Genomic DNA, 26,288 nt, shown 5'->3' with positions numbered 1-26,288 from the left:
AGTAAACTTGCCTAGTTCCAAAATAAAGCATTTGTTTTTTCAATACGTAAATTTTGATATTGTTTGATTATCTCAAGCTCACGAGGAGATTGTGGTCTAATAATTTTTTAATCAGCTTTTTTATCGTGCGTTTGCACGGTGGATGCAAGGCGATTTGCTTATTGATGGTAGCTATTACACAGGTACCATGCTTGAGGAAAATATTGTTATTGGAGGAATAATACTAGTCGCGGTTTTTATTGGGGTAATTGGAAAATAGTTGGATAGTTATCCATCGTTTCATTCTACCACTATACTGTAAAATAACGATTCATACTTATATTGAAAAAGAATGTTTTTTGTAGTTTTTAACATCTTTTTGTGCTAATAATGACACGTAAAAAAGATTAATAGGCTTCAACGCAATGAATACTTGCATTTTTTGATATGTTTAAAATGAATAATTTTATTTTATAAAGTTTTTTTGTTTTCTTTTTTAAAATGAGTATTAAGATCATACGTTAAGTATCCTAGGTTTCAAATTAGGATAAAAGACTTTTTAGGAGAGATTTGAATGAATATTGATGAACTTTGTATTAATACTATTCGTGGCTTGGCCATTGACCAAGTGCAGGCTGCCAATTCTGGGCATCCTGGAACACCAATGGGTTTGGCACCAGCCGCATATGCGCTGTGGAATAATGTGCTAAATTATGATCCTGCAAATCCACTATGGCCAGCACGCGATCGTTTTGTACTTTCTGGTGGTCATGCCTCTGCATTATTATATTCAATGATTCATTTGGCTGGAATTCATAATGTTACCCATGATGGTAAAGTTGAACAAAAACCAGCGTTGACTCTACAAGATTTAGAACAGTTTAGACAGTTTAATTCAAAAACTCCTGGTCATCCAGAATATCGTCACACAGCTGGTGTTGAAACAACTACAGGACCTTTGGGACAAGGGTTGGCAACTTCTGTAGGGATGGCCATTGCACAAAAATGGTTGGCCTCAAGATATAATCAACAAGGTTTTCCTTTGTTTGATTATCACATCTACACCTTCTGTGGTGATGGTGATTTGATGGAAGGGATTTCTTATGAAGCAGCTTCTGTTGCAGGTCACTTGAAATTAGGGAATTTAGTTTGGGTATATGATCGTAACCGCATTTCTATTGAAGGTAATATTAATATTGCCTTTACAGATGATGTTGCAAAACGCTTCAAAGCTCAAGGTTGGCATATTCATGAAGTTAAAGATGCAAATAACATTGCAGATTTTCAAGCTAAATTAAACGAAGCACGTCAAGCATCTGATGCACCAAGTTTGGTTATCTTAGATAGTATCATTGGGTATGGTTCTCCTAACAAAGCTGGTACACATGGTGTTCATGGTGAACCTCTTGGACCAGATGAAGTTAAGGCAACTAAAAAAGTATATGGTATGCCTGAAGATAAAACATTTTATGTTGCCGATGGTGTTAAAGAGCATTTCGCTGCTGGAATTGGTAAGCGTGGTGCAGAAGCAAGCCAAAAATGGAATGCATTATTTGCTGAATATAAAACAAAGCATCCAGAACTTGCTCAAGAAATTGAAGATATTATTCATCATCGTTTACCAAAAGGGTGGGATAAAGATATTCCAGTTTTTGAGGCTGATCCAAAAGGGGTTGCTTCTCGTGCAAGTTCTGGAAAAGTATTGAACGCAATTGCTAAAAACATTCCTTGGATGGTTGGTGGATCTGCTGACCTTGCACCTTCAAATAAAAGCTGGTTAGAATTTGCTGACGCAGGTGTATTCCAAAGCCCTGATTATCCAGAAGGTAATGGTACTTTTTGTGGTCGTAATATTCATTACGGTGTTCGTGAACATGCAATGGGTGCAATCGCCAATGGTATCGCATTAAGTGGTCTCAGAACTTATGCTGCTGGGTTCTTTATTTTCTCTGATTACATGAAAAACCCAGTTCGCTTGGCTTCTATTATGGGCTTGCCGATTGTTTATGTATTTACACATGACAGTATTGGTGTTGGCGAAGATGGTCCGACCCATCAACCTATTGAACAATTAGCACATTTCCGTGCAACCCCAGGGATTCGCACAATTCGACCAGCGGATGCAAATGAAGTTGTGGAAGCATGGAAATTGGCAATGGGACAAGATTATAACCATGCTCATCCTGTTATTTTGGCATTGAGCCGTCAAAATTTACCGACTATTGATCGTTCTAAATACGCCTCTGCTGCAGGGTTACACAAAGGGGGTTATGTTGTTGCTTGTTGTGGTGAATTGCCTGAAGTGATCTTAATTGCATCTGGCAGTGAAGTTGGGTTGGCGATGGAAGCATATGAGGTATTGATTAAAGAAGGTCAAAAAGCTCGTGTTGTTTCTATGCCTTCATGGGAAATTTTTGAAGAGCAACCAAAATCTTATCGTGACGAAGTATTACCTCCACATATCACAGGTCGTGTTGCGATCGAACAAGCATCTCCAATCGGTTGGGATCGTTATGCAGGCCCAACAGGAACCATTATTGCAATGCGTAGTTTTGGGGCTTCTGCACCTTATGATAAATTACGCGAACATTTTGGTTTTACCCTAGAAAATGTGTTAGCTGCAGCAAAAGAGCAGCTTAAAAAATAAAGCCTAAACTCATTAAAGCCTTCTTTACAATCATGTAAAAGAGGGCTTTAATATTTCTAATATCGAATCAATAATACATAATTCGTTTTTATATAAATTAATTTTAGAAGGAAAAACATCCAATGGCTGAAAATCCTCTGGTTCAACTTGAAAAATATGGTCAATCTCCTTGGTTGGACTTTATTCAGCGTTCTTTTACTGCAAATGGCAGTCTGAAAAAATTGGTTGATGAAGATAATCTTAAAGGCGTCACTTCCAATCCTGCAATTTTTGAAAAAGCAATGGGTCATGGCACAGAATATGATCCACAATTCAAAGAATTAATTGCTTCAGGTGTAACTGACGTTTCGACATTATATGAAACCGCAGCGATTGAAGATATTCGGAATACTTGTAAAGTAATGTTCCCTGTATGGGAAAAAACAAAAGGTGTGGATGGATATGTAAGTCTTGAAGTATCACCTTATATTGCGATGGATGGTCATAAAACCATCGAAGAAGCACGCCGTTTATGGAAGCAAGTTTCTGAAAAGAATTTGATGATTAAAATTCCAGCAACCCCTCCTTGTATTCCTGCGATTGAAACCGCAATTTCTGAAGGCATTAATGTAAACGTAACATTATTATTCTCTTTGGATGCTTATAAAAATGTTTTAGAAGCGTATATTTCTGGTTTAGAAAAGCATTTAGCAAAAGGTCATCAAATTGGTCATATTGCTAGTGTTGCTTCTTTCTTTGTTAGCCGTATTGATGTTGCTATTGATAAAGAAATTGATTCTCGTGTTGCAGCTGGTGACAAAGACAGTGATGCTTTAAAAGCACTTCGTGGCAAAGTAGCTCTTGCAAATGCAAAAATGGCTTATCAGCATTATTTGGAAGTTTTGAAAACAGATCGTTGGAAAAAACTTGCTGCTGCAGGCGCACAACCACAACGTTTGTTATGGGCAAGTACTGGATGTAAAGACAAGACTTTCCCAGACACAATTTATGTTGATGGGTTAATTGGTCAAGATACTGTAAATACCATTCCTCCTGCGACGATGGATGCGTTCCGTGATCATGGAACAGCCTCTCAAACATTAGATAAAGATGTTGAAGGTGCTAAGAAAATATTGTCAGAAGCACAACGCCTCAATCTAGATTTGGCTGGTGTTACAGAAAAATTATTGACTGATGGTGTTGCTCAATTCGCAACTGCGTTTGATCAATTATTAGGATCCGTTAAAGAAAAATTAGAAACTTTACAAAGTGGGAAATAGTTCAATGCAGGATGGACAATTAATTCAAATGCAATCTGCACTGCCCGCAGATCATGAAAAAGCTGTTCAAGAAGGGTTAAACGCTTGGGATAAAGACGGTAAAGTCAAAAAAATCTGGGCGCGTGATGCTTCTGTTTGGACGGGAAATGATGAAAGTAAGTGGCTTGGTTGGCTCGATATTGTCGATGAACAAATTGGTGATCTTGCTGCACTTGAAGCATTTCAAAATGAAGTAAAAGCCAGAGGCTTTACCGATATTCTATTATTAGGAATGGGTGGCTCTAGCCTTGGACCAGAAGTTCTTGGCGAAGTATTTGGTCATCAAGCTGGTTTCCCAACTTTGCATGTGTTGGATAGCACGGACCCACAACAGGTTTTTACTTTCCAACAAAAAGTTAATCTAGGAAAAACTTTATTTATTGTTTCTTCAAAATCAGGTGGAACCTTAGAGCCTAATATCTTAAAAGCTTATTTTTATAATGAAGCGAAAAAAGTCGTTGGCGATCAGGTCGGCAGTCATTTTGTAACGGTTACCGATCCTGGTTCTCATATGGAAGATGTTGCCAAGCAAGATGGTTTTTGGAAAATCTTTTATGGCAAAAAAGATATTGGTGGACGTTATTCTGTTTTATCTAACTTTGGTATTATTCCAGCCGCAGCAGCGGGTTTACCGCTGAAGGCATTGTTGGAATCTGCACACAAGATGGAAAAAGTATGTGCCGCAGAGAGTTCTTTGACTGAGAATATTGGTCTTCAGTTAGGGGCTATTTGGGGAACAGCTGTAGCACAATTTAAAAGAGATAAATTCACGATTGTTGCTTCTCCTGCTATTAATTCTTTGGGTGCGTGGTTAGAACAACTCTTGGCTGAATCAACAGGTAAAATTGGTACAGGTATTGTTCCAATTGATGAAGAAACATTGACATCTCCAGACCATTACGGAAATGATCGTTTATTCATTTATTTGCGTTTAAATGGTAATGTTGATGCTGCTCAAGAAAAAGCATTGGAAGCATTGAAAGCTGCTGGTCATCCTGTTGTTACACTGAACTTGCATGATAAGAACCAAATTACGCAAGTTTTCTTTCAAACTGAATTTGCAACAGCTGTAGCAGGGTCTTTTATTGGAATTGATCCGTTCGATCAACCTGATGTTGAAGCAAGTAAAATCGAAACAAAAAAAATTACCAATGCCTACAACGATCATGGTAAATTACCAGAAATTACTCCTGTGGTTCGTGATGGTAATTTTGAAGTTTATGCAGGTAAGGTTGAAGTTGAAAAATTAAGGAATGTTTCATCTTTGACGGATGCTTTGAAGACTTTATTCTCACAAGTGCAAGTTGGTGATTATGTTGGTGTATTAGCCTATATTGAACGTGATCTTGCAACGCGTGATTGGATTCAAAAGATCCGCCTGGCTATTCGTGACAAGAAAAAAGTCGCAACTGCTGCGGAATTCGGTCCTCGCTTCTTGCACTCAACGGGGCAAGCTTATAAAGGTGGACCTAAAACAGGTGTATTTTTACAAATTACAGTCGATGATGTAAGTGACTTGCCAGTTCCAGCAGAAAAATATACTTTTGGAATTGTAAAAGAAGCCCAAGCACGTGGCGATTTTGATGTTTTATCAGAACGTGATAGAAGAGTTATTCGTATTCACGTCAAAGGGGATATGAAGTCAGGTTTGGAAGCTTTGAGCAAGACTATTTTGAACGCTTTGTAGTTTAAACAGATCGTGCCTTGTGAAGATAATATACAGGGCACTTTCATTTTATGACATTAATTTAAAGGAAATTATTATGAAATTAGGTATGTATGGCTTAGGTAGAATGGGTGGCAATATGGCTATCCGTTTGGCTCGTCATGGTCATGAAGTTGTATTGTTAAATCGTACACGTGCAGTTAGTGAAAAAGTTCATGCTGAAGCTCCTAAAAGTGCAATTGCAGATAATTTAGAAGAATTAGTTGCATCACTTCCTTCTCCTAAAATTATTTGGGTCATGTTACCATCTGGTGATGTAACGGAAAAAGCGATTGAAACACTTGGCAATATGCTGAGCAAAGGCGATATCGTTATTGATGGTGGTAACACTTGTTATAAAGATGATGTACGTCGTGCAAAAATCTTGCATGCCAAAGGTATTCATTATGTCGACGTTGGTACATCAGGTGGCGTTTGGGGATTAGAACGCGGTTATTGCATGATGTATGGTGGTAATCAAGAAGCGGTTGATCATATTGATCCAATTCTAGATTCTTTGGCACCTGGAATGGGCGATATTCCTCGTACAAAAAATCGTGGTTCAAACTTGAACCCACGTGCAGAAAAAGGATATTTACATTGTGGTCCAGCAGGTTCTGGTCATTTTGTGAAAATGGTTCATAACGGTATCGAATATGGAATGATGCAAGCCTATGCAGAAGGGTTCGATATTATGCGTATGAAAGGATCAGATCGCTTACCAGAAGAACAACGTTTTGATTTAAATATGGCTGATATTGCTGAAGTATGGCGTCGTGGCAGCGTTATTCCATCATGGTTATTAGATCTTTGTGCGGATGCTTTGGCTGTTGATGGTGATTTATCTAAATTCCAAGGTGATGTTGCTGATACAGGTGAAGGTCGTTGGACAATCGAAGCTGCAATTGAAGAGGCAGTTCCTGCTCCAGTTATTACAGCTGCGTTATTTACACGTTTCCGTTCTCGTTCAGGAAATACATATGCTGAGAAAATGTTATCAGCAATGCGTTTTGGATTTGGTGGGCACGTAGAAAAAAAATAAAATAAATATAAATTTTATTGAAATAAAAGCTTTAATCATAAAGATTAAGGCTTTTTTTTATGTCATTTATTTCGTTATTTGCAGTAAAAAAATAATTTTATAATTTTATATGAGTTTTTATTTTCTTTTATAAAAAAGTAAACTATTTGTTATATATTCTTTACAATATTTTATTATAGAATGCTGGTGAAGAGCTGTTGTGCAGTTATTATTAGGGATTAAAAGGTGAAGAATTTATGAAGCAATAGTCATATTTTCTCAGTTTAAGTATAAAGCATAATTATACTATTCATTCGATATATATCGAAATCAAAAATAATTTTATTATTCAAGAAACAAAATAACAAGGAATGACATTGTGAATGCCTATTCCTTACAAGGAGGTCATGGTATGACAATCAAACAACATGATATGAGTCCTCAGATCAATATGGAGAAAAAGGACTTTGCTGGGCCAGTTCGAACGGTAGTCCCCGTTTATAATCATCATTTACCTCCTTGTAATCATGCCTGCCCAGCTGGTGAGGATATTCAAGGATGGCTATCTCTGGCTCAAGCTGGTCAATTCCAAGCTGCTTGGGAACATATTTTGATGAATAATCCAATGCCAGCAGTCCACGGACGTGCTTGCTATCACCCTTGCGAAGATTCCTGTAATCGTGGTGATTTGGATGGTTCTATTACTATTCATGCCGTTGAACGATTTTTAGGGGATATGGCAAATGCCAGTGGATGGCAGGTTCCTATTGCAGAAAATAAAAATAGTAAGCGTATTTTAATCGTGGGTGCGGGTCCTGGTGGATTATCGGCTGCCTATCATTTGCGTCGCATGGGTCATGAAGTCGAAATAAGAGAGGCTTTTTCGATACCAGGTGGTATGATGCAATATGGTATTCCAGCTTATCGCTTACCTCGTGATATTTTAAAACAAGACATTGATCGTATCGTCGGAATGGGCGTTAAGATCGTTTGTAATCACCGTGTTGCTGATCTGGAACAAGAAAGAAAAGATGGTAAGTTTGATGCTGTGTTCCTTGGGATTGGTGCGGGAAAACCTTCTTTAATTGATATCCCTACACAAGAAGGGTCTCATGTTTTATCTGCGGCTGAATTTTTACATGATGTCAGCGCAGGAAATGAGCCTAAAGTCGGTGAAAATGTATTGGTTTACGGTGCAGGGAATACTGCGATGGATGCCGCACGTTCAGCATTTCGTATGGGTGCAAAAACCGTTAAGATCATTTTCTTTTGGGATCGTCCTCATATGGAGGCACATGATTTTGAAATCGTGGATGCTGATGCCGAAGGCACTGAATTTAAATGCATGAGCACGATTGCTTCGATCGAAAAAAATAAAGTTGTGTTAAGAAAAATGGTTGTTGGCGATACCGGTCGTCCAGAGCCTACAGAAGAATTTGAAGATATGCCAATGGATACAGTGATTATGGCATTAGGGCAAAGACCTGAAAGCGATTTCTTAAGCAATGTTGCTGGGATTGAACTGAATCCAGATGGTACAATTGTAATTGATAAAGCGATGATGACGGGTGCTGCGGGTGTTTTTGCTGGTGGTGATGCAATTCGTGGACCACGCAGTGTTACAACAGCTGTTGGATTAGGGAAAAAAGCTGCCAGATTTATCAATGGTTGGTTAAGTGGGAATGCTTATCAGGTTCCTTCTAAAAATCCAATTTCTTATTATAAAGATTTACATTTACCTTTATTAGCAGAAACCCCACAAACTATTCAAAAAGAATTGCCTGTTGATGAACGTATTGGATTTAAAGAAACCCTAGTCGGTTTTTCTGAAGACGAAGCAGTTTACGAAGCGCAACGATGCTTGTCTTGTGGGAATTGTTATGAATGCGATAACTGCTTAGCTGCTTGTCCTGAGCAGGCTTTGACAAAATTAGGTCCAGGCAATGGGTATGCAGTGGATATGGATCTTTGCACTGGCTGTTCTGCTTGTTTTGAAACATGTCCATGTCAAGCGATCGATATGGTTACAGAGCAACGGGTGTAAGGTAAGGGAGAATAATCAATGTCTAAGACAATTATGGATGCGAATACAGCAGTTGCGCATATTGCTTATCGTGTAAATGAGGTTTGCGCTATTTTCCCAATTACACCTTCATCCCCGATGGCAGAAGATATTGATGATTGGGCAGCTAAAGGCAAAAAGAATATATGGGGCAATATCCCATTTGTTCAACAAATGCAAAGTGAGGGCGGTGCTGCTGGGACGGTTCATGGGGCATTGCAATCTGGTGCATTAACGACGACTTTTACAGCTTCTCAGGGGCTGTTATTAATGTTGCCAAATATGTATAAAATCGCTGGTGAATTAACCTCGACCGTTTTTCATGTTGCAGCACGCTCTATTGCAACTTCTGCATTGTCAATCTTTGGCGACCATTCTGATGTGATGGCTGCCAGAATGACAGGATTTGGTATTCTTGGTGCTGCATCTGTTCAAGAGGCACATGATTTATCGTTAATTACCCATGCTGCAACTTTGGCTGCACGGGTACCTTTTATTCATTTCTTTGATGGTTTCCGTACATCTCATGAATTAAACACGTTGGATATGATTCCTGATGATGTTATTGAAAAAATGATTGATGATGATCTGGTTGCAGCGCATCGCGAACGTGGATTAAGCCCTGAAAATCCATTTATTCGTGGGACTGCACATAATCCAGATACGTTCTTCCAAGCAAGGGAAGCGGTCAACCAATATTACAATAAAACGGCTGAAATTGTTGAACAATATATGGACCGTTTTGGCAAATTAACAGGTCGTCATTATGGGTTGGTTGAGTATAATGGTGATCCAAACGCAGAGCATGTGATTGTATTAATTGGTTCTGCTGCGGAAACTGCTGAAGAAACAGTTAAAATTCTAAGGCAACAAGGTGAGTCTGTTGGTATTTTAAAGGTTCGTTTATACCGTCCATTCCCAGCACAACAAGTATTAGATGCTTTACCTAAAACGGTTAAGCGTATTGCAGTAATGGATCGTACCAAAGAATCTGGTGCGTTGGGTGAGCCTTTATATCTAGATGTTATGGCAACTTTGGCTGAAGCGGTCGCCAGAGGAAATCGTGAGCATTTGCCATTAATTATTGGTGGGCGCTATGGGTTATCTTCTAAAGATTTTACCCCAGCAATGGTTAAAGCTGTATTTGATGAATTAAAAGTTGAAAAACCACGCCATGGATTTACCGTTGGTATTAAAGATGATTTAACACATACCAGTTTGGATTATGATCCTGCGTTTAATATTGAGCATGCAGATACAAAACGCGCGATGTTCTTTGGATTGGGTTCAGACGGTACGGTTGGTGCAAATAAGAATAGTGTAAAAATTATTTCCGAAGATGTAGGACAATATGCCCAAGGGTATTTTGTGTATGATTCTCGTAAAGCAGGCGCACAAACAGTTTCTCACTTGCGTTTTGGTCACGAACCTATCAAAGCAGCGTATTTAGTACAACAAGCTGATTTTGTTGGGTGTCATCAATTCCATTTCTTGTATCGTCAAGATATTTTGGAAAATGCTGCGGACAATGGTACGTTTTTATTGAATTCCCATTACAGTGCTGAGGAAGTATGGCAACATTTGCCACGCTTAACACAACAACGCATTATTGAGAAAAAATTAAAATTCTTTGTTGTGGACGCGTCCAAGGTCGCTCAAGAAGTTGGTTTGGGTATGCGTACCAATACCATTCTACAAACTTGTTTTTTTGCAATTTCTGGGGTGTTGCCTCGTGATGAAGCGATTGATTATATTAAAAAATCAATCCATAAAACTTACTCATCTAAGGGTGATGCAGTCGTTCAAAAGAATTATAAAGCGGTTGATGCTGCTTGCGATCATTTATTTGAAGTTAAGGTGCCAGAATATGCTTCCAGCAATTTAGCTCAAGAAAATCCAGTGCCAGCTGATGCACCTAAATTTATTCATGATGTGATTGTGCCTATGTTCTCTGGTCAAGGTGAAAGCTTGCCAGTTAGTCTTTTACCTGCTGATGGAACGTTCCCTTCTGGGACTGCGGCATATGAAAAGCGCAATATTTCTGATTTCGTGCCTGAATGGCGTGAAGATCTATGCATTCAATGTGGACAATGTGGTTATGTTTGCCCACATAGTGTGATTCGTGCCAAAACTTATGATAAAAAAGAATTGGCAAATGCCCCAGAGGACTTTAAAACAGCCCCAGTCAATGCGCGTGGTTACCCAAATACAAACTTTACCTTACAATTCTATGTAGAAGATTGCACAGGATGTACTTTATGTGTGAGCGTTTGCCCAGCAAGCAGCCCAACAGAACCTGATGTTCGTGCGATTAACATGACCGCAAAAGAAACGTTGTTGGATCGTGAAAAACGTAATTTAGAGTTCTTTAAAGAACTACCTGTTAATGATCGTAGCAAGATCAACTTCTCTAATGTTCGTGGTGTGCAGTTCCTTGAGCCTTTATTTGAGTTCTCTGGTGCTTGTGCGGGATGTGGTGAAACCCCTTATTTAAAAGTATTAACGCAACTATTTGGTGATCGTTTACAAGTTGCAAACGCAACGGGCTGTTCCTCAATTTATGGTGGGAATATGCCAGTAACCCCTTGGGCAATGAACAAAGAAGGTAAGGGACCTGCTTGGTCCAACTCGCTTTATGAAGATAACGCTGAATTTGGATTGGGTTTCAGAGTAGCAGCAGATAAACAATTAGAAGTTGCCACTCATTTACTTTTAAAACTGAAAGATCAAGTGGGAGAAGAATTGGTTAATGCAATTCTTACTTCTAAGCAAGTTCATGAATCAGAAATCAGAGCGCAGCGTTTGCGTGTGGGTGAGCTAAAAACCAAATTATCTCAAATTAATGACGTCACAGCAAAGCGGTTAAGCACAGTTGTAGATCATTTCATTCGCCGTAGTATTTGGATTGTCGGTGGTGATGGTTGGGCATATGATATTGGATATGGCGGTTTGGATCATGTCCTTGCTTCTGGTCAGAATGTCAATATTTTAGTGATGGATACAGAAATGTATTCTAATACTGGCGGGCAAGCGTCTAAGGCGTCTCCTTTTGGTTCAGTCGCTAAGTTCGCATCTTCGGGTAAAGAAACAGTTCGTAAAGATTTGGCCTTGATGGCAATGACTTATGATAATGTTTATGTAGCTCAAGTTGCAATGGGTGCAAGTCCTCAACATACATTGGATGTTTTCCGTCAAGCAGAAGCTTATGATGGGCCATCTTTGATTGTTGCGTATAGCCATTGTATTGGTCAAGGATTAGATATGCGTCAAGGGTTGGTACAACAAGGGCTAGCTACAGATTCTGGATATTGGCCTTTGTTTAGATTTGATCCAATGATGCGTAAAATTGGTAAAAATCCATTCCAATTAGATTCTCCTAAACCTTCAATTCCACTGAAGAAATATGCGGGTAATGAAATTCGTTATCGTAATTTGGCTCGTATTCGTCCAAACGATGCAGAGCAAATCATGGAAGCAGCTCAAAAAGCGGTTACTCGTAAATATGAGCAATATGAAGCATTGGCATCAATGGAAGGCAGCGAAATGAACCCCGTTGTTTTTGGTCTTAAAACACATTAAAATGCATGTAGTTTAGGTAGAAAGACCCTGTCATGAAAGTGGCAGGGTTTTTTATTTGGTTGAAAGGATACTGAATTCACAGATATTCTATTAGATAAAGATGTTTTACTTAGAGACAGTTTTTATTTTCATGATAGGATCAATAAAATAAATAACCATATTTGACGAAGGAGGTTATGTTGAATCTTTCAACTTTTAATCGAGCAAAGAGTAAAAAAGAGGCATCAGGGAAAATAAAACTACTGGTTTCTGATATTGATGGAACGTTGGTAACAAATGATAAAAAAATAACATTAGAAGCTCTTGCGGCTACGCAAAAGTTACAAGAGGCTGGCATACATTTATGTTTGGTCAGTAGCAGGCCTCCTCAAGGGATTCAGATGTTTTTTAAAGAGTTGAATATATTAACCCCTTTTGCTGCGTTGAATGGTGGGGAAATTATTGGCAATGATGGAACAGTTGTATCCAGTATGATGATGGATACGAAAGATGCGCATGAAGTATATGATCTATTACATAGTCATGATGTAAAAGCTTGGGTTTTTGGAGGATTTGATTGGGTTGTGTTTGATATGAATGACCCATATATTCCACATGAAAAAGCAGTTGTGGGGTCTAATCCAGAGCTTTTAAATCATATTAATGAATATAAAAAGAGAATTGTAAAAATTGAAGGTGTGTCTTCTAATACTGCTGTGTTAGACAAGCTGGCAGCACATATTAATCAAAAATATCCCAATACAGTCAAAGCATTACGTTCCTCTGATCATTATTTAGATATTACCCATCCAAAAGCGAACAAAGGCTCTGCGGCGATTGAGCTGGGTAAACAATATGGAATTGATATTTCAGAGATTGCCTGTATTGGGGATATGGATAATGATATTCCAATGCTGGAAATTGCAGGTTTATCGATTGCAATGGGACAATCCACGGAAAATGTATATCGACATGCTCATTTCCAAACCAAAAGCAACGAAGATAATGGTTGGGCTTATGCCGTAGAGCAGTATATTTTGCCTCGAGCTTAATAAGTTTTATTTGATAGAAAAATAATAAATTTTCGTTATTATTTATTTTAATTAGAATAGTATTTTACAAAGAGGATTTAATGATGAGTGATAAAATAGAAGATACAGGGGAAAAAGGCCATACAGCGACAACAGGGTATGTGCTTGTACTATCAGATGTAATTGCGCAAGCTGAGTATTTGGCCAGCTCTATTTTACATCACGCAGAAGAAAAAGAGCAAGGCGAAACCCTTCGAATTGCTTTATCAGGAGGATCTACTCCAAAAAGATTATATGAATTACTTGGCAGTTCCGAATATGCGGATCGTATGCCATGGCACAAAATACATTTATTCTTTGGGGATGAAAGAATGGTTCCCCATACCGATTCAGATAGTAATTTTCATATGGTCAAAGAATCTTTATTGGCGCATATTGATATTCCTTTTCGTAATGTTCATCCAATGCCTGTGCTGGATGACCCCGTAAAGGCTGCAGAAATCTATCAAGCAGAATTGCAAGCAATTTATGGTTCTGATACGTTACAAGCTGGAAAGCCTTTGTTTGATATTGTGTTATTGGGTCTCGGTGGGGATGGTCATACGGCCTCTTTATTTCCTGGTACGCCTGTTTTAGAAGAAAAAGACAAATGGGTTTCTTGGAGCCAACCTTCCGATGCTCCGCATAAAAGAATGACATTAACTTACCCTGCAATTGCTTCTAGTCGTTTTGTGATGTTTGTGGTCAGTGGTGAAAACAAAGCGCAAATTATTCGTGAAGTGCGTGATGAAAATAAACCTTATCCTTCTGCAGCGATTAAAACCGAGGGAGAATTACATTGGATTCTTGATCGTGCAGCTGGTGGTGAGTAGGTTATAGCAAATAGCTCTACAATTATTATGGATTTAGTTGTAGAGATTTTATTTTGCCATATCAAGGGAACGGTCGAAGGTCATGGATGCAAGTCAAATAGAAATTTATAAACAACAAGTGGGAAAAGTTGCAGCTTCTTTGGTTACTTCAGGAATGAAGGTTGGTCTAGGAAGTGGTAGTACTGCTGCCTGTGTTGTGCGTGCTTTGGGAAAGCGGTGGCAAGAAGAAGGGCTACGTTTTATTGGCGTGCCAACTTCCGTTGATACAGCCCACTTGGCGCAGTCTTTTGGGATTGAATTGACCACGTTAGGCAAATGTCCCGAATTAGATTTGGATATCGATGGTGCTGATGAGGTAACCCACCAACATTATCATTTAATCAAAGGATTAGGTGGTGCGTTATTAAGAGAGAAGATTGTTCGTTACGCTGCAAAGAAATTTGTGGTGGTGGTTGACGAACGTAAAATGGTAGATCAATTAGGCGATCATACGCCTGTCCCTGTAGAAGTAACGCCATTTGGATGGGAAGCAACAGCAAAACATCTTGAAAAGATTGGTGCAACCATTAGCATTCGCCTTAAGAAAGAAAGCCAAGAGTTTTTCTTAACAGATGGTGCGAATATGATTTTGGATTGTCATTTTGGATTAATTACGGATCCAGCCAAATTAGAAAAAGAAATTAATGAAATCGTTGGGGTGATGGAGAATGGTCTATTCATCCATTGTACAGACGAAGTCTTAATCGCTGGTCATGATGGAATACAACATTTAAAATAGGCGGAGTATCTTTGTAATGAATCATCCCATCGCTGACGTTTCTTTAATCAAACCTTGTTTGCTGGTTATAATGGGGGTTTCTGGCTGTGGGAAAAGCAAGCTTGCCAAGGGATTGCAGCAACAATTAAATTGGCCTTTTCAGGAAGGGGATAGCTTGCATTCAGCGCAAAACATTCAAAAAATGTCAGAGGGCATTCCTTTGACAGATGAAGATCGTTTACCTTGGCTAGAAAAATGTCATGATTGGTTAAAAGAACGTGAAGTCTCTGGCGATGGATGTGGAATTTTAACCTGCTCAGCGTTGAAAAAGAGTTATCGCGATATTCTAAGAAAAGATATTCGCGGGTCTTTTTATTTCATCTATATTGATGTGCCTCAAGATATTTTATTGCAGCGTCTGCAAAAACGAAAAGGGCATTTTATGCCTGCAAGTCTGCTTTCAAGCCAGCTTGAAACATTGGATACGCCTGATGCTGATGAGAATTTTATCAAAATTACTGTCAGAAATGATCCGTTTGAAGAAGTGCTGCAAAAGGTATTGCTCCAATTGCAGCATATTTCACTTAAAAGCTAGCGGTCAAAGAGACGTTAAAAGAACGCCCAATGCCGGGTAAGGCTCTGACTTGGTTATTGGCAATTAAATCCCCAATGGATAATCCACCCATGGGCATATAATATTTTTTATTCATGACATTTTCGATGCTGCCGTCAAGGCGGAACATATTCCACGTATAGCTGGTGCCGATGTTCAATAAGATGTAACCAGGTGTTTTAGGTTCACGACGCAATGGATCGGTTAAGCCTTTGGCATTGACGAATTCTCCTTCGATACGGCCACTCCAGGCACCGATATATTGATTAAGGCTTAATGTGCCATTGACTGGCATCATATGATACAGATTCGTATGATTGGTTAAGTCTGTGCCTCTGACCCAGTTTAAATTACCCCGTAAAACGCCTTTACCAAATTTCTTATTATTCCATACATTATAGGTACCAACAGAGTTAACACCGTATAATTGTGCATTATGATTGGCAAATTGCAAGTTTGAAATGGTGGTTCCAGCACGCCCAGAGGCACTGCCCAAATAATTGACGTTAATATAATGATGGATATAGGTATAATAAGGTTGTATTTTTAATTCCCAGACTTCTTGTTTGACATCATGGAAATTAAAGCTGGTGCTGATGGTATTGGCAATTTCAGGTTTAAGATTAATATCACCCCTATACCCGTTTCCATCACCAAACCAGCCAACCATCCGCATGGCCATGCCTGAGGTTCCCCAAGAGTAGCGTTCGTATAAATTAGGAGAGCGGGTCTTTCTGGCGTAACCTGTTTCCCAAGTTAAATGAGGATCCACTTTGTAACGGACAAGAGCTGTTACATCAAAATTGACATCTGTTTTTCCTCGATCGGCTTGATTAAAGCGATTAATTGCAGCACGTTCGGTGGCGTTCATGCCCGCCAGCCCTTGATAGCCAGAAACCTGCCCTGTATTTGTCATGATAACGTCATTTCTGACACCCAGCAACGTGGTTACTTTATGGTTCCATTGTGTTTCAAGCTCGGCATAGGTTCCAAGGCGATTACGATGGCCGTTATTAATATTATGATAGGTATTAGGTCCCATCATCATGCTGCCTTCTAAGGCAGGCCACCAGTCATTTAGTGTGTAATATGCGAATTCATTTCCGATACGCAGGGTATTTTTATCATCAAGATAAATGCTTCCTTTGATATCATATCCTGCTAAACGTCCAAGATTATTCATGGGCATCCCTGTGGTGGGTGAATGCCCCCCCTTGTCGCCAAGCATATTCATGGCATGGGTTACGCGTTGCCAATAGCCACGTGCTTCCACAGTTCCCCAATCAAAATCACCTTTATATCTACCATTAATAAAGACTGATTGATTTTTTGTCATGTCCATATACGCATTGGGAAAGCCTTCATAAGGCGTATCCGTTTGTCCTATGTTTAAGGATAATACATGATTATCTTTTTTATAGGCTAATGTTACGTCGTGATTGAACATTTTATATTGTGTGGATTTAACCTGACCACCGCCAGCCCCAGCATGATAATTTCTTGATTGAGACCATCCACCATTATATCGAATGCTAAGATGATCGTTAGCGACGGTAACATCTCCCGAGGCGCCTAATCCCTTCCCATTACTATGGAAAAAGCCAGAGACTTGTCCTTTTACAACGATTTTATCTTTTTTCTTTGAGAAAACAGGAGATTTACGTTGGATATCAATGGTTCCACCTGTGCTGTCTCCACCCAAACTGACAGGGGAGATCCCAGCCATGATATTAATTATCGATACATCATGGGGGTTTAGGTATGAAAGTGCAGGATTCATATGATTGGGGCAGTCACCAGTGATGCGCATCCCATCAATGGTCGTGGCAACTCGGTCATCTGCCATGCCATTTAAAACGGGCAAAGAGGCAATACGTCCTGACTTGTAAAGGCTAACCCCCATTTGGTTTTCGAGTAATGCACCAGTATCAGGACTGTTATTCACAATATTTTTAAGCTGATCTGCTTTTAAAACGGTACTGCCAGGTGTGATTTCTGTTGGGTTGTCAGAGACATCATCCGCATTAATATTAATCGTTGGAATAGGGGGAGTATTCGTGGATACGGATTGTGCAGAAGAAGAGGGCGTTTCTGCTGCGAAAGTAGATGATGTATGTATAAAAAAGACAGAAAGCATCAACGACAGTTTATAGCTTGCGCGTGTAGAAGGGAACATGGTTCGACTCTGATATAAAGTAAATACAAATAGAGTGAGCTTTTCTTTGGAGGTTAAAGAGAAGCGGAATCAGAATCAAAAGATGGGGGCGCCCGGGGAGGGTTGTTTTTGGTTGAAACCGTCGGTGGCGCTTGTGAGAAATATGATTTTATTTCAAAAGCGATAAGAACTATACTTAATGCAGGAAGTCTAGGATTGTCCGATAATAAAGGTGTAGGTATGGCAAAGCTGGTGCATAGAGGACATAAAACCATGCCATGCTGCGATTTCTGATGATGATCTTGCTTGGTTTGGTCGGAGGGTTGCATATGTTCCATATGCATGCAGTCTTCCATATCCATTGATGCCATAGAAGCTGGAGCTTCATCCATCATCATTGGGCAATGCCACCAACTACTGAATGTTAAAGGTGAAATCAATAATTGGAGGATAAAGAGCGCCAAAACGACGTAGATCGTGTACAAAAAACCAGAATGCTGGGTTTTATTTCTATTTTGTATCCAATTAATATGTAAATTAAAAGGCTGCATTGACGATCTTATATTTTATACTGTGTTTCTTTTCTGGTTAAAAAGAACAGGATTGTCAAATATCATTTTGTAAGAATAGAGAATTGCTTTCTTGGTGTGGCAGGTATATCAACAAAAGAAAGGGTAAGTCTGCATCAATAATTATGGTTGCAAAATGAAATGATGAAACAGGAACCGATTCCACCATCTATAGATGTTTCCAAGATGGCTGTTCCACCAAAACGCATGATACCTGTTTTGACGAAGATAGGTGCATGCCGTTTGGTAGGGGATGGGTTTGTTGCTGTCTTGTTGCATGGTTTATGTATGTTGATTGCGTTTTGGTGTATGGACATTCCAAAGCATGACAATCCTTTGCATTCAACAATAGAAGTGGCTTTTGAAGCACCCGAAACACTTCCAACTCCTGAACGAGTCCAAGAGTTACCTGATGTCATTAATGATGAACCCGAAAGCAGATCAATGGAAACGCCTTTACCTTCAGAGGCATTGCCCGAAAGTGAGGCCTTTGCTGCTTTGCCAGTGGTTAAATCTCAGCCCGTGATAAAAGAAAAAATTTCCTCTCGTCCACAATCATCCGTAAGACCAAAGAGGAGCGAAGAGGCTCGTTCTGTATCGCCTCAAGTTGGACGGCAAACAACGCAGCCATCAGAGAACGTGGTTCGCCCTACTAAACCACCTGTGTCGAAAAATCTTACCTCTGCACAACGATGCAGTGCCTTATCCAAAGAATACCCGATGGCTGCGCGCAGGCGACATGAGGAAGGAACCGTTCGAGTAGGATATCAGCTCTTACCCAATGGGCAGATCCAACATGTCGAAATATTAGAATCGAGTGGTTTCTCAAGTTTGGATCGTGCAGCTATGAATGCAGTTCAGGCAATTAAATGCCAGTCCGCCTCAGAACAACCGATTATTACAACAAGTGTCCCTGTCAATTTTTCATTAAATAAAAATAATTAATTTTTGACCATGTATTTATAAGGGAAATAGGTGAGGAAAAATATTAATATTGAAGTACTAAGATGTCTTGCAATTATTGCGGTGATTTTAATACATAATTCTGCACCTTATTTTGTCGATAATAGTTTGATTCACAAAGATATTCTTGGATGGGGTGTGATTTGTTTTTATTATACCATGTCCAGATTTTGTGTTCCTGTTTTTTTTATCATTAGTGCTTATCTTTATTTTACAAGCAATAAACCATTTCAGTATATGAAGCGTGCTAGACGCTTATTGCTTCCATTCTTTGCGTGGTCGGTAATTTATTGGTATTTTTTAAATCCCCATATATGGGATACATTTTGGGGAATATTAATTAACCCAAGGGTTTATCATCTGTGGTTTTTATATATCTTTATTGGATACTCGTTTCTTTTACCATTATTATTATCTTTTGCCAAAAGTGCTGATAAAAATGAGTATAAGCCTACCATTATTCTTATTTTTACCTTTGCAATAATCCTACCGTCTTTGTATCATTTTTTAGTTCTTTTCGGGATAAAAATAGCCCCCATTTCTGGGTTTTATTTTGATCTTCCAGCCTATTTAGTGTTTGCTTTGGCTATGCCATTTATTTTGAAAAAAATTAAAATGATTTATAGCATTGTTTCATATAGCGTATTGATTATCATCAACATGATATTGGCAATGATTTCGACCTATCAAAAGGGACGTTTTTCTGATTATTGGTTCACAGACACGACTTTTTTTGTCTTTACGTCTTCTTTAGTTCTTTTTAATTTATTTATTAATGCTGATTTAAGTTTTATCAAAGGCAAGCTTGCTTGGTTAGTCTATAAAATTGGAGAATGTTCTTTTGGCATATATCTATGCCATGTTCTTGTCACTGAAGCTTTATTTCGCATGAATATTTGTTATTTTGGCTCTGCGATTGTGGGGCCAATTATCAATACATTGATTGTATTTGGTACCTCTTTTATATTTTGCTTAGGCTGTAGTTATCTTAAATATATCAGAGCAATTTTATTATGATTGGTCATATAAAATCAAGATAGATCATTTGAAGTGCCTTAATAACCTATCTTGAAAAATTGTCTATATATTATTGAATAATTGTATTTAATGTTTCAGCCAATTGCTCTGCTGATTCATTGGTGCTAATCGAACGGTCATATTGTCCTGTTGGGTTCATTAAGATAAATTGGTCGAAAGGATCAATTAATTTAGTTTTTTCAGTGGCTTGAACCGTTTTAAAGGGGACATGGTATAAAATAGAAATATCTCGGATGGCCAGTTCTCCACCAGATAAAGCTATAATTTTACTGTTAAAAGGCTTCATATAAAGCATTAATCGTTCTGGAGTATCATATTGACTATCAAAAGAGATGAAGATTGGGGCAAGTTTAGATGATTTCTTTCCTAATAGCTCCACCACTTTACCTATTTTATTCAGATTCTGACTGCATACATCATGCAAACAACGAGAAGCTCCAAAATACATTAGCATCCATCGCCCTCTAAAACTGCCATTACTGACGACGTTTCCAGAAGGGCTTAACAGTTGAAACCCTCCGCCGATTGTTTCGGTTTGTTGCGGTGGGGTTTGGATTGTTTTTTTAGTATAAAAGATTCCAAAGGCCCCGCCACCTAAAGCGATAAAAACTGTAACTGTTATGATTAGCCAAAAAGGTATTTTCTTTTGCTGCGACATTGAACTTACTTGGTTTGTTTATGGGTGTATAGAAGGGTTCATTAAAGGTGTAAATTTGGATTGATCTGTTGTTTTTTGTAAAGGGAAGAGAAAGATTTTTTCTTTATTCTTGCTTTCATTATCGTTGATTAATAGTAAATATTCAATTTTTTGTTAAGATTGGGTATTTATAGTATAGTATTGAATATTGGGATTGGTTTGTAAAGGATTAGCATTCTTGCCAGCGATGTAACAAGGATGCTTCCCCCAACTTTTGCGTATTGCTTTCAATCCATTGGTTAATTGTTGTTGCTTTACTTTGCTCAGCTCCACTTGAGCGATATTTGATTTATGGTTGATTGTTGCAGAACAGATGGTAACTGGCGTTTTAAAGATTGAATCGAGAATTGAGTCATTTTTAAAAGGCTGGAATTTTATGATATAGCTCTTGCTATGAAGTAAATCGATTAATTTTGCTTGATTATCCTGTTTCTCAATTTTGAACAAAGGTTTACCCAGAGAAACATCGGCAAAATCTTGGGTCATGCTATTCATACCATTAGAGTCAAGAAAGGGAATGATTTGAAATGTTCCAATCATATTTTTGCATTCCTTCGCATGGGCAAAAATAGATAGAAAAGATAAAGAGATGACTAAGACAATTAAATTTTTCATGTAATGTGAGTTTTGATTAAGGTTAAACCATACCAGTTATTCATATATTTTGGCAGCCTGTAGGAAATCTGCAAATATATCCCATGAAATATGAGTGGGAGTATCTTGGTTTATATTTTTATAATATCCCTCCATATCTTCGACCCATGCTTGCATTGCCTCAAGAAAAGAAGGTAAATCTAGATTTTCCCATTCTTCAGGATGGTCATGTAAATTTTGACGAAAATTTTCTAAAAAAATTAGGAATTCTTTTTTCGTGACAATAGGGTTTTGTTCTATCATTTGCTACCTATCAAAAAAAGCCTCGAGACCTTTAAAGATCAGCTACATTAGAATTATTTTATCGCTTTTGAACTATTCATTTATTTATCATCAACTAAAATAACAATTTCTGATGTGGTCTTTTCTTGTAGTGCATAGGCTGCTCTTGCTGCTCTGACACCAGTTTTGCAAACGCAAACAATACGTTGTGATAAAGGCGGTTGCCATGCAACAATTTCACTGGGCAAAAGACGGATCACATCTGTTCTGACACTTTGCGGGGCTTCTTTGATGTCTCTTAACTCAATCACGCAATCTTCAGGTAAAAGATCGTTATAATCTATAAAAGTAACATTATTATCTTTTGGTTCTTGAGCTTTATCAAAACGAAATTCGCTAAAACGCCACGTGCGACAATCAACATTTATTAACTGACCAAGTGGCGTAGGGGTAAAATCGAGTAAGACACTTAATGCCATTTGGGCTTGTATTGCCCCTAGGATAGATACGATCGGTCCCATCACGCCTATTGTGCTACAATTCCCACCTCCTAATATCATTTTGGGAAATAGAGCTCTGTAACTGGGTGCGCTATTACAAAAACCACCAACATATCCATGTCTTTCTATAACAGAGGCACTAATCAAGGGTAATGACTGTTTTAGGCAAGCATCTGACAATGTATAGGTAACCATAAAACTATCTGAGGCATCAATAACCAGATCTATATTTTGCAAGGCTTGATGCACATTTCCAGGTGTCAACCTTTCCTGATGCACTTCTATTTCACAATGAGGATTAGATTGGTGTAATATTGCCTTTGCACAAATTGCTTTGCCTTTGCCTATGTTTTCCATTCGATATAAGATTTGCCGATGTAAATTATGTTCCTCAACAATATCGTGATCGTACAGGCGAATATATCCAACACCAGCACCGCATAAGAGTGGTAGAACCGTGCATCCTAATCCGCCACAACCGACAACTAAAACGTGAGCTGCCTGTAACTTATATTGCCCATCCTTACCAATTTCTGGTAGCTTCATTTGTCTTTCATAGCGTTCCATCATGAATAACTTTTTTGAATATGAGAGAACCATTCATTGCATCGCTGGATCGGATCAGCTGCATATTGAATATCCGTAACTACTGCAGCACTATCAGCACCTGCACGTAAAACATTCTCAATTCGTTCAGGAACAATACCGCCGATTGCTACAAGAGGAATATCCTTAATTTTTTGTTTCCATAAAGTGATACGTTCTAGTCCTTGAGGAGGGCAGTTCATTTTTTTCAATTTGGTTGGATAGATAGGTCCCAATGCAATATAATGCGGATTGTAAGAAAGGGCTAAATCTAATTCGGCTTCATCATGTGTTGATAAGCCGAAATGAATATTTGCCTGATTTAAAGCTTTAAAATCTGCATTCACCAGATCCTCTTGACCCAAATGAACGAAATTAACCCCTAATTCCAAAGCCAATTGCCAATAATCATTTAAAACAAGTTGTGCGTTATATTTTTCGCAGTAGAGTTTTGCTTCGTAAATACGCTGCCTCAATTGATCAAGGGGAGTGTCCTTAATTCGTAATTGGACTAATTTAACCCCAATAGGTAATAGTCTTTTTATGAGATCAACAGAGTCAGTGACAAGGTAAAATTTTTCCATTTAATTAAAATCCGCCAAACCATAAATAGGGGTAGAAGCATAAGCCATATCGCGTTTTTCCATAATGCCTGCACGATACGCATGATGTCCCGCAACAATGGCGTCACGAAAAGCTGCTGCCATTAAAATTGGATCTTTGGCTTTAGCAACTGCAGTATTCAGTAAAATTCCATCAAATCCTATTTCCATCGCATGTGCCGCTTGGCTAGGGGATCCTATACCCGCATCAACAATCAAAGGAACATTTTTAAAATAAGCGCGCATTGTACGTAAGGCTTCTATGTTCCTTAACCCTTGTCCAGAACCAATAGGAGCCCCCCAAGGCATTAATACTTCACAACCTGCCTCTAGTAATTTTTCTCCAACAATTAAATCCTCTGTTGTATATGGAAAAACTTTAAAACCATCTTGGGTTAGAATGCGTGCTGCTTCTACCAAAGCAAATGGGTCGGGTTGCAAGGTGTCTGCATTCCCAATGACTTCTAATTTAATCCAGTCAGTATTAAAGAGTTCTCTTGCCATTTGGGCTGTTGTAACTGCTTCTTTGACGGTATGGCACCCTGCGGTATTAGGTAGAAACTTCTTGTTGACTTGGTTTAACAGCGTGCGAAAGGAGGCGCCTGCTTTTCCTTCACGTCTCAAACTGACGGTAATAATTTCTGTTTGTGATTCTATGATCGCATCAGAAAGAATCTCTGGTGAGGGGTAGCCCGCAGTTCCTAGTAAAAGTCTAGAATTTATCTTATGATCGTAAAACATCATTAACCCCCTTGCATAGGAGATAAGATTTCAATTTTAGACCCTTCTGTGACTGCTGTCGTTTCATAAACATGGCGAGGAACAAAATCACCATTCATTGCAGCTGCAACGACAGTACTATCTATATTTTGTTCTTTTAATAATTCAGAAAGTGTTTTTGCAGAAGTCGTTAATAGATTTCCATTTAAATAAATGTTCATTGAACTGTTTTCCCTAGAGTTTTTTTACGAATTGTTGTGCCATATAGGGGGCTAGTAAAAAGCCATGACGATACATGCCGTTGATAAAGAAACACCCATCTTGATAGGTAATTTCAGGAACATTATTGGGAAAGGAAGGTCTTAATCCCGTTCCTGTTTCAACAAGCCGTGCCTCGGCAAAGGCTGGATGAATCGCATAGGCAGATCCCAGCATTTCAATTAATGCTTTGGCGCTAATAGAGCTGCCATCATGGCTTTCTACCATCGTTGCTCCTAACATAAATTGTCCATTATGGCGTGGCACTAAATAGCATGGGAAGCGAGGATGTAATAAACGAATAGAACGTGAAAAAGAAACATCATGAGATTCGAAAATTAACATTTCTCCTCTAACGGCTCTTAGATTGGGCAGCGTTTTTTCTGCGCTGATACCAGTACAGTCAACAATTTTGCCTGATGGTTTGTTGGTATGAAAAACGACACCCTTTTCGATTAATGTTGAGCGTAATTCTTTTAAAGATAATCTTGGGTCTAAATGGGCTTCCTCTGGGAAAAAGAGTCCTTGTGAAAATCGGTTGGATAAATCACTTTCTAAGGATTCAGGTGCAACCCATGTATGCGATTGTGTTTTGCTGGCAAAGTTTTTAAGTTCAACTGTATCACGTGCTGGGGCAAGTACTAATGTTCCTGTTTTTTTTACACTACTAACATGATTTGACCACCACTCAATGGCTGTCATTCCATATTCAACGACAATATCAGGCGCACTTTCCCCTTCGCAAAAAGGGGCTAACATGCCACCAGCTAACAAAGATGCCGTTTTAACGTCAGGGGATTCAATAACTTCGACTTTTTCATTATATTCAGATAGCATTGTGGCAACACATAATCCTGTGACGCCACTACCTATAACAGACCAACTACTCATAATATTATTTTCACTTTGTAAGAGAACATCATAGTAAATATACTCTTTTTCAGCACAAATATCGAATCATAGTTTATATTATATTAAGCCCCAAAAAAAGAAGTCAATATAATATTATATGTCTCTGGGAAAACGAGATTACAGAACGATAGGAAAGATCTATTTTTTATTGTTTGTTTTAAAGATGAATTATTAGTTCAGGACTATATATGATTATTTATTTTGGATGAAGTTCAGATGGAATGGTTAGTAAAATATGAAAAGTTTGAAACTATCTTTTCAAAATCACCTTATCCATCTGATATAATTTATGTATTTTATTGTGCGTAAACTGAGTTATCACCATTAGGTTGCGTAATGACAGCATCAGGTTTCATTTTATTACCACGCGACACCATACAAGCTGTATAGGTTTGGTCATATTGTGTTTGGATATTGCCTTGCTTTCCGTTGGAGTAACTGGTTGCGCCTAATCCACCACCTAACGCACCACCTGCGGCACCAATAGCAGCACCACTGCCGCCACCTAATGCAGCACCCAGTCCAGCCCCAGCACCGGTTGCCAGTAATCCACCAATAATTGCTCTTTTATTTTGGTGTGAGGCTTGCCCGTGGACATCATTAGCAGCATATTTTTGACAATCTTGCTTTTCAGCTAAGAACTGTTCAAATGTTTTTCCAGGAGGGGGAGTCATTTGTACCTGTGGTCCTAGTGGTGTTTCAGCACAGGAAGTTAGCGCAAGAATTGCCCCCATCAATGCAATAGTGCGGAGTTTATAAATTTTCATTATACTGAACCTTTTGATGTACAAATAAAGAAATTAAAGTAAGAATCTCATAATATTTGAATGTGTTAAGAGTGTGGTCTTTGGTTTTCTAGAATTAAAAATA

21 protein-coding genes and 1 pseudogene are annotated in these 26,288 nt (G+C 38.6%); 11 read left to right on the top strand and 11 right to left on the bottom strand.

The window, feature by feature from the left end; all coding sequences use genetic code 11:
• The first annotated feature begins 553 nt into the window (after positions 1-553).
• The 9 genes and pseudogenes from tkt to PQG54_RS04930 all read left to right on the top strand — a co-directional run bounded on the left by tkt (position 554) and on the right by PQG54_RS04930 (position 15,525).
• Positions 554-2,626, top strand: a complete 2,073-nt coding sequence (gene tkt, locus PQG54_RS04970; RefSeq protein WP_271789879.1) for a transketolase — start codon at positions 554-556, stop codon at positions 2,624-2,626.
• Positions 2,627-2,748: 122 nt separating this feature from the next.
• Positions 2,749-5,611: pseudogene (locus PQG54_RS04965) on the top strand (bifunctional transaldolase/phosoglucose isomerase).
• A 76-nt stretch (positions 5,612-5,687) separates the two neighbouring features.
• A complete protein-coding gene (gnd, locus tag PQG54_RS04960; RefSeq protein WP_271789880.1) occupies positions 5,688-6,671 on the top strand; it encodes a phosphogluconate dehydrogenase (NAD(+)-dependent, decarboxylating) in 984 nt (327 codons plus the stop codon).
• A gap of 358 nt (positions 6,672-7,029) precedes the next feature.
• Positions 7,030-8,694 carry an NAD(P)-binding protein gene (locus tag PQG54_RS04955; RefSeq protein ID WP_271789881.1) on the top strand — a complete coding sequence of 555 codons (1,665 nt, stop codon included), beginning with the start codon at positions 7,030-7,032 and terminating at the stop codon, positions 8,692-8,694.
• An 18-nt stretch (positions 8,695-8,712) separates the two neighbouring features.
• Positions 8,713-12,291 (top strand): pyruvate:ferredoxin (flavodoxin) oxidoreductase, encoded by a 3,579-nt coding sequence (nifJ, locus tag PQG54_RS04950; protein ID WP_271789882.1) that lies wholly within the window; start codon positions 8,713-8,715, stop codon positions 12,289-12,291.
• Positions 12,292-12,467: 176 nt separating this feature from the next.
• The gene (locus PQG54_RS04945; RefSeq protein WP_271789883.1) at positions 12,468-13,322 is read left to right on the top strand and encodes an HAD family hydrolase; all 855 of its coding nucleotides are present in this window, start codon (positions 12,468-12,470) and stop codon (positions 13,320-13,322) included.
• Between the two features lie 80 nt (positions 13,323-13,402).
• Entirely contained in the window at positions 13,403-14,173 is a 771-nt protein-coding gene (pgl, locus tag PQG54_RS04940) for a 6-phosphogluconolactonase (RefSeq protein ID WP_271789884.1), read from the top strand.
• Positions 14,174-14,255: 82 nt separating this feature from the next.
• Positions 14,256-14,951, top strand: a complete 696-nt coding sequence (gene rpiA, locus PQG54_RS04935) for a ribose-5-phosphate isomerase RpiA (RefSeq protein WP_271789885.1) — start codon at positions 14,256-14,258, stop codon at positions 14,949-14,951.
• A gap of 16 nt (positions 14,952-14,967) precedes the next feature.
• Complete coding sequence (locus PQG54_RS04930; protein ID WP_271789886.1) at positions 14,968-15,525, top strand: gluconokinase; 558 nt, start codon at positions 14,968-14,970, stop codon at positions 15,523-15,525.
• Here PQG54_RS04930 and PQG54_RS04925 read toward each other — a convergent pair.
• Positions 15,515-17,719 (bottom strand): TonB-dependent receptor, encoded by a 2,205-nt coding sequence (locus tag PQG54_RS04925; protein WP_271789887.1) that lies wholly within the window; start codon positions 17,717-17,719, stop codon positions 15,515-15,517. The two genes, PQG54_RS04930 and PQG54_RS04925, sit on opposite strands and share 11 nt — an antisense overlap.
• Positions 17,720-17,772: 53 nt before the next feature.
• Positions 17,773-18,249, bottom strand: a complete 477-nt coding sequence (locus tag PQG54_RS04920) for a DUF2946 family protein (RefSeq protein WP_271789888.1) — start codon at positions 18,247-18,249, stop codon at positions 17,773-17,775.
• A 159-nt stretch (positions 18,250-18,408) separates the two neighbouring features.
• Here PQG54_RS04920 and PQG54_RS04915 point away from each other — a divergent pair, with 159 nt between their 5' ends.
• Positions 18,409-19,212 carry an energy transducer TonB gene (locus PQG54_RS04915; protein ID WP_271789889.1) on the top strand — a complete coding sequence of 268 codons (804 nt, stop codon included), beginning with the start codon at positions 18,409-18,411 and terminating at the stop codon, positions 19,210-19,212.
• Between the two features lie 30 nt (positions 19,213-19,242).
• Positions 19,243-20,247: an acyltransferase gene (locus tag PQG54_RS04910; protein ID WP_271789890.1), complete on the top strand. Its 1,005-nt coding sequence runs from the start codon at positions 19,243-19,245 to the stop codon at positions 20,245-20,247.
• 70 nt (positions 20,248-20,317) lie between these two features.
• Here the strand turns inward: PQG54_RS04910 and PQG54_RS04905 are convergent, their stop codons facing one another.
• The 9 genes from PQG54_RS04905 to PQG54_RS04865 all read right to left on the bottom strand — a co-directional run bounded on the left by PQG54_RS04905 (position 20,318) and on the right by PQG54_RS04865 (position 26,185).
• A complete protein-coding gene (locus PQG54_RS04905; protein WP_271789891.1) occupies positions 20,318-20,926 on the bottom strand; it encodes an SCO family protein in 609 nt (202 codons plus the stop codon).
• Between the two features lie 153 nt (positions 20,927-21,079).
• The gene (locus tag PQG54_RS04900) at positions 21,080-21,505 is read right to left on the bottom strand and encodes a hypothetical protein (RefSeq protein ID WP_271789892.1); all 426 of its coding nucleotides are present in this window, start codon (positions 21,503-21,505) and stop codon (positions 21,080-21,082) included.
• A 111-nt stretch (positions 21,506-21,616) separates the two neighbouring features.
• Positions 21,617-21,862, bottom strand: coding sequence for a DUF7660 family protein (locus PQG54_RS04895; protein WP_271789893.1), 246 nt, complete (start codon positions 21,860-21,862; stop codon positions 21,617-21,619).
• 80 nt (positions 21,863-21,942) lie between these two features.
• Positions 21,943-22,911 (bottom strand): HesA/MoeB/ThiF family protein, encoded by a 969-nt coding sequence (locus PQG54_RS04890; protein WP_271789894.1) that lies wholly within the window; start codon positions 22,909-22,911, stop codon positions 21,943-21,945.
• Positions 22,908-23,510: a thiamine phosphate synthase gene (locus tag PQG54_RS04885; RefSeq protein WP_271789895.1), complete on the bottom strand. Its 603-nt coding sequence runs from the start codon at positions 23,508-23,510 to the stop codon at positions 22,908-22,910. Before PQG54_RS04885 ends, PQG54_RS04890 begins: the two co-directional genes overlap by 4 nt.
• Complete coding sequence (locus tag PQG54_RS04880; protein WP_271789896.1) at positions 23,511-24,272, bottom strand: thiazole synthase; 762 nt, start codon at positions 24,270-24,272, stop codon at positions 23,511-23,513.
• Positions 24,272-24,469, bottom strand: coding sequence for a sulfur carrier protein ThiS (thiS, locus tag PQG54_RS04875; protein WP_271789897.1), 198 nt, complete (start codon positions 24,467-24,469; stop codon positions 24,272-24,274). Before thiS ends, PQG54_RS04880 begins: the two co-directional genes overlap by 1 nt.
• A gap of 13 nt (positions 24,470-24,482) precedes the next feature.
• Positions 24,483-25,397, bottom strand: a complete 915-nt coding sequence (locus tag PQG54_RS04870; RefSeq protein ID WP_271789898.1) for an FAD-dependent oxidoreductase — start codon at positions 25,395-25,397, stop codon at positions 24,483-24,485.
• A gap of 317 nt (positions 25,398-25,714) precedes the next feature.
• A complete protein-coding gene (locus tag PQG54_RS04865) occupies positions 25,715-26,185 on the bottom strand; it encodes a glycine zipper family protein (RefSeq protein ID WP_271789899.1) in 471 nt (156 codons plus the stop codon).
• Positions 26,186-26,288 lie beyond the last annotated feature (103 nt).

Source organism: Commensalibacter communis (assembly GCF_947179015.1).
In the GTDB taxonomy this organism is placed as follows: domain Bacteria; phylum Pseudomonadota; class Alphaproteobacteria; order Acetobacterales; family Acetobacteraceae; genus Commensalibacter; species Commensalibacter communis.
The sequence above is the reverse complement of the archived record's forward strand: the minus strand, read 5'-3'. Positions and strand labels throughout refer to the sequence as shown.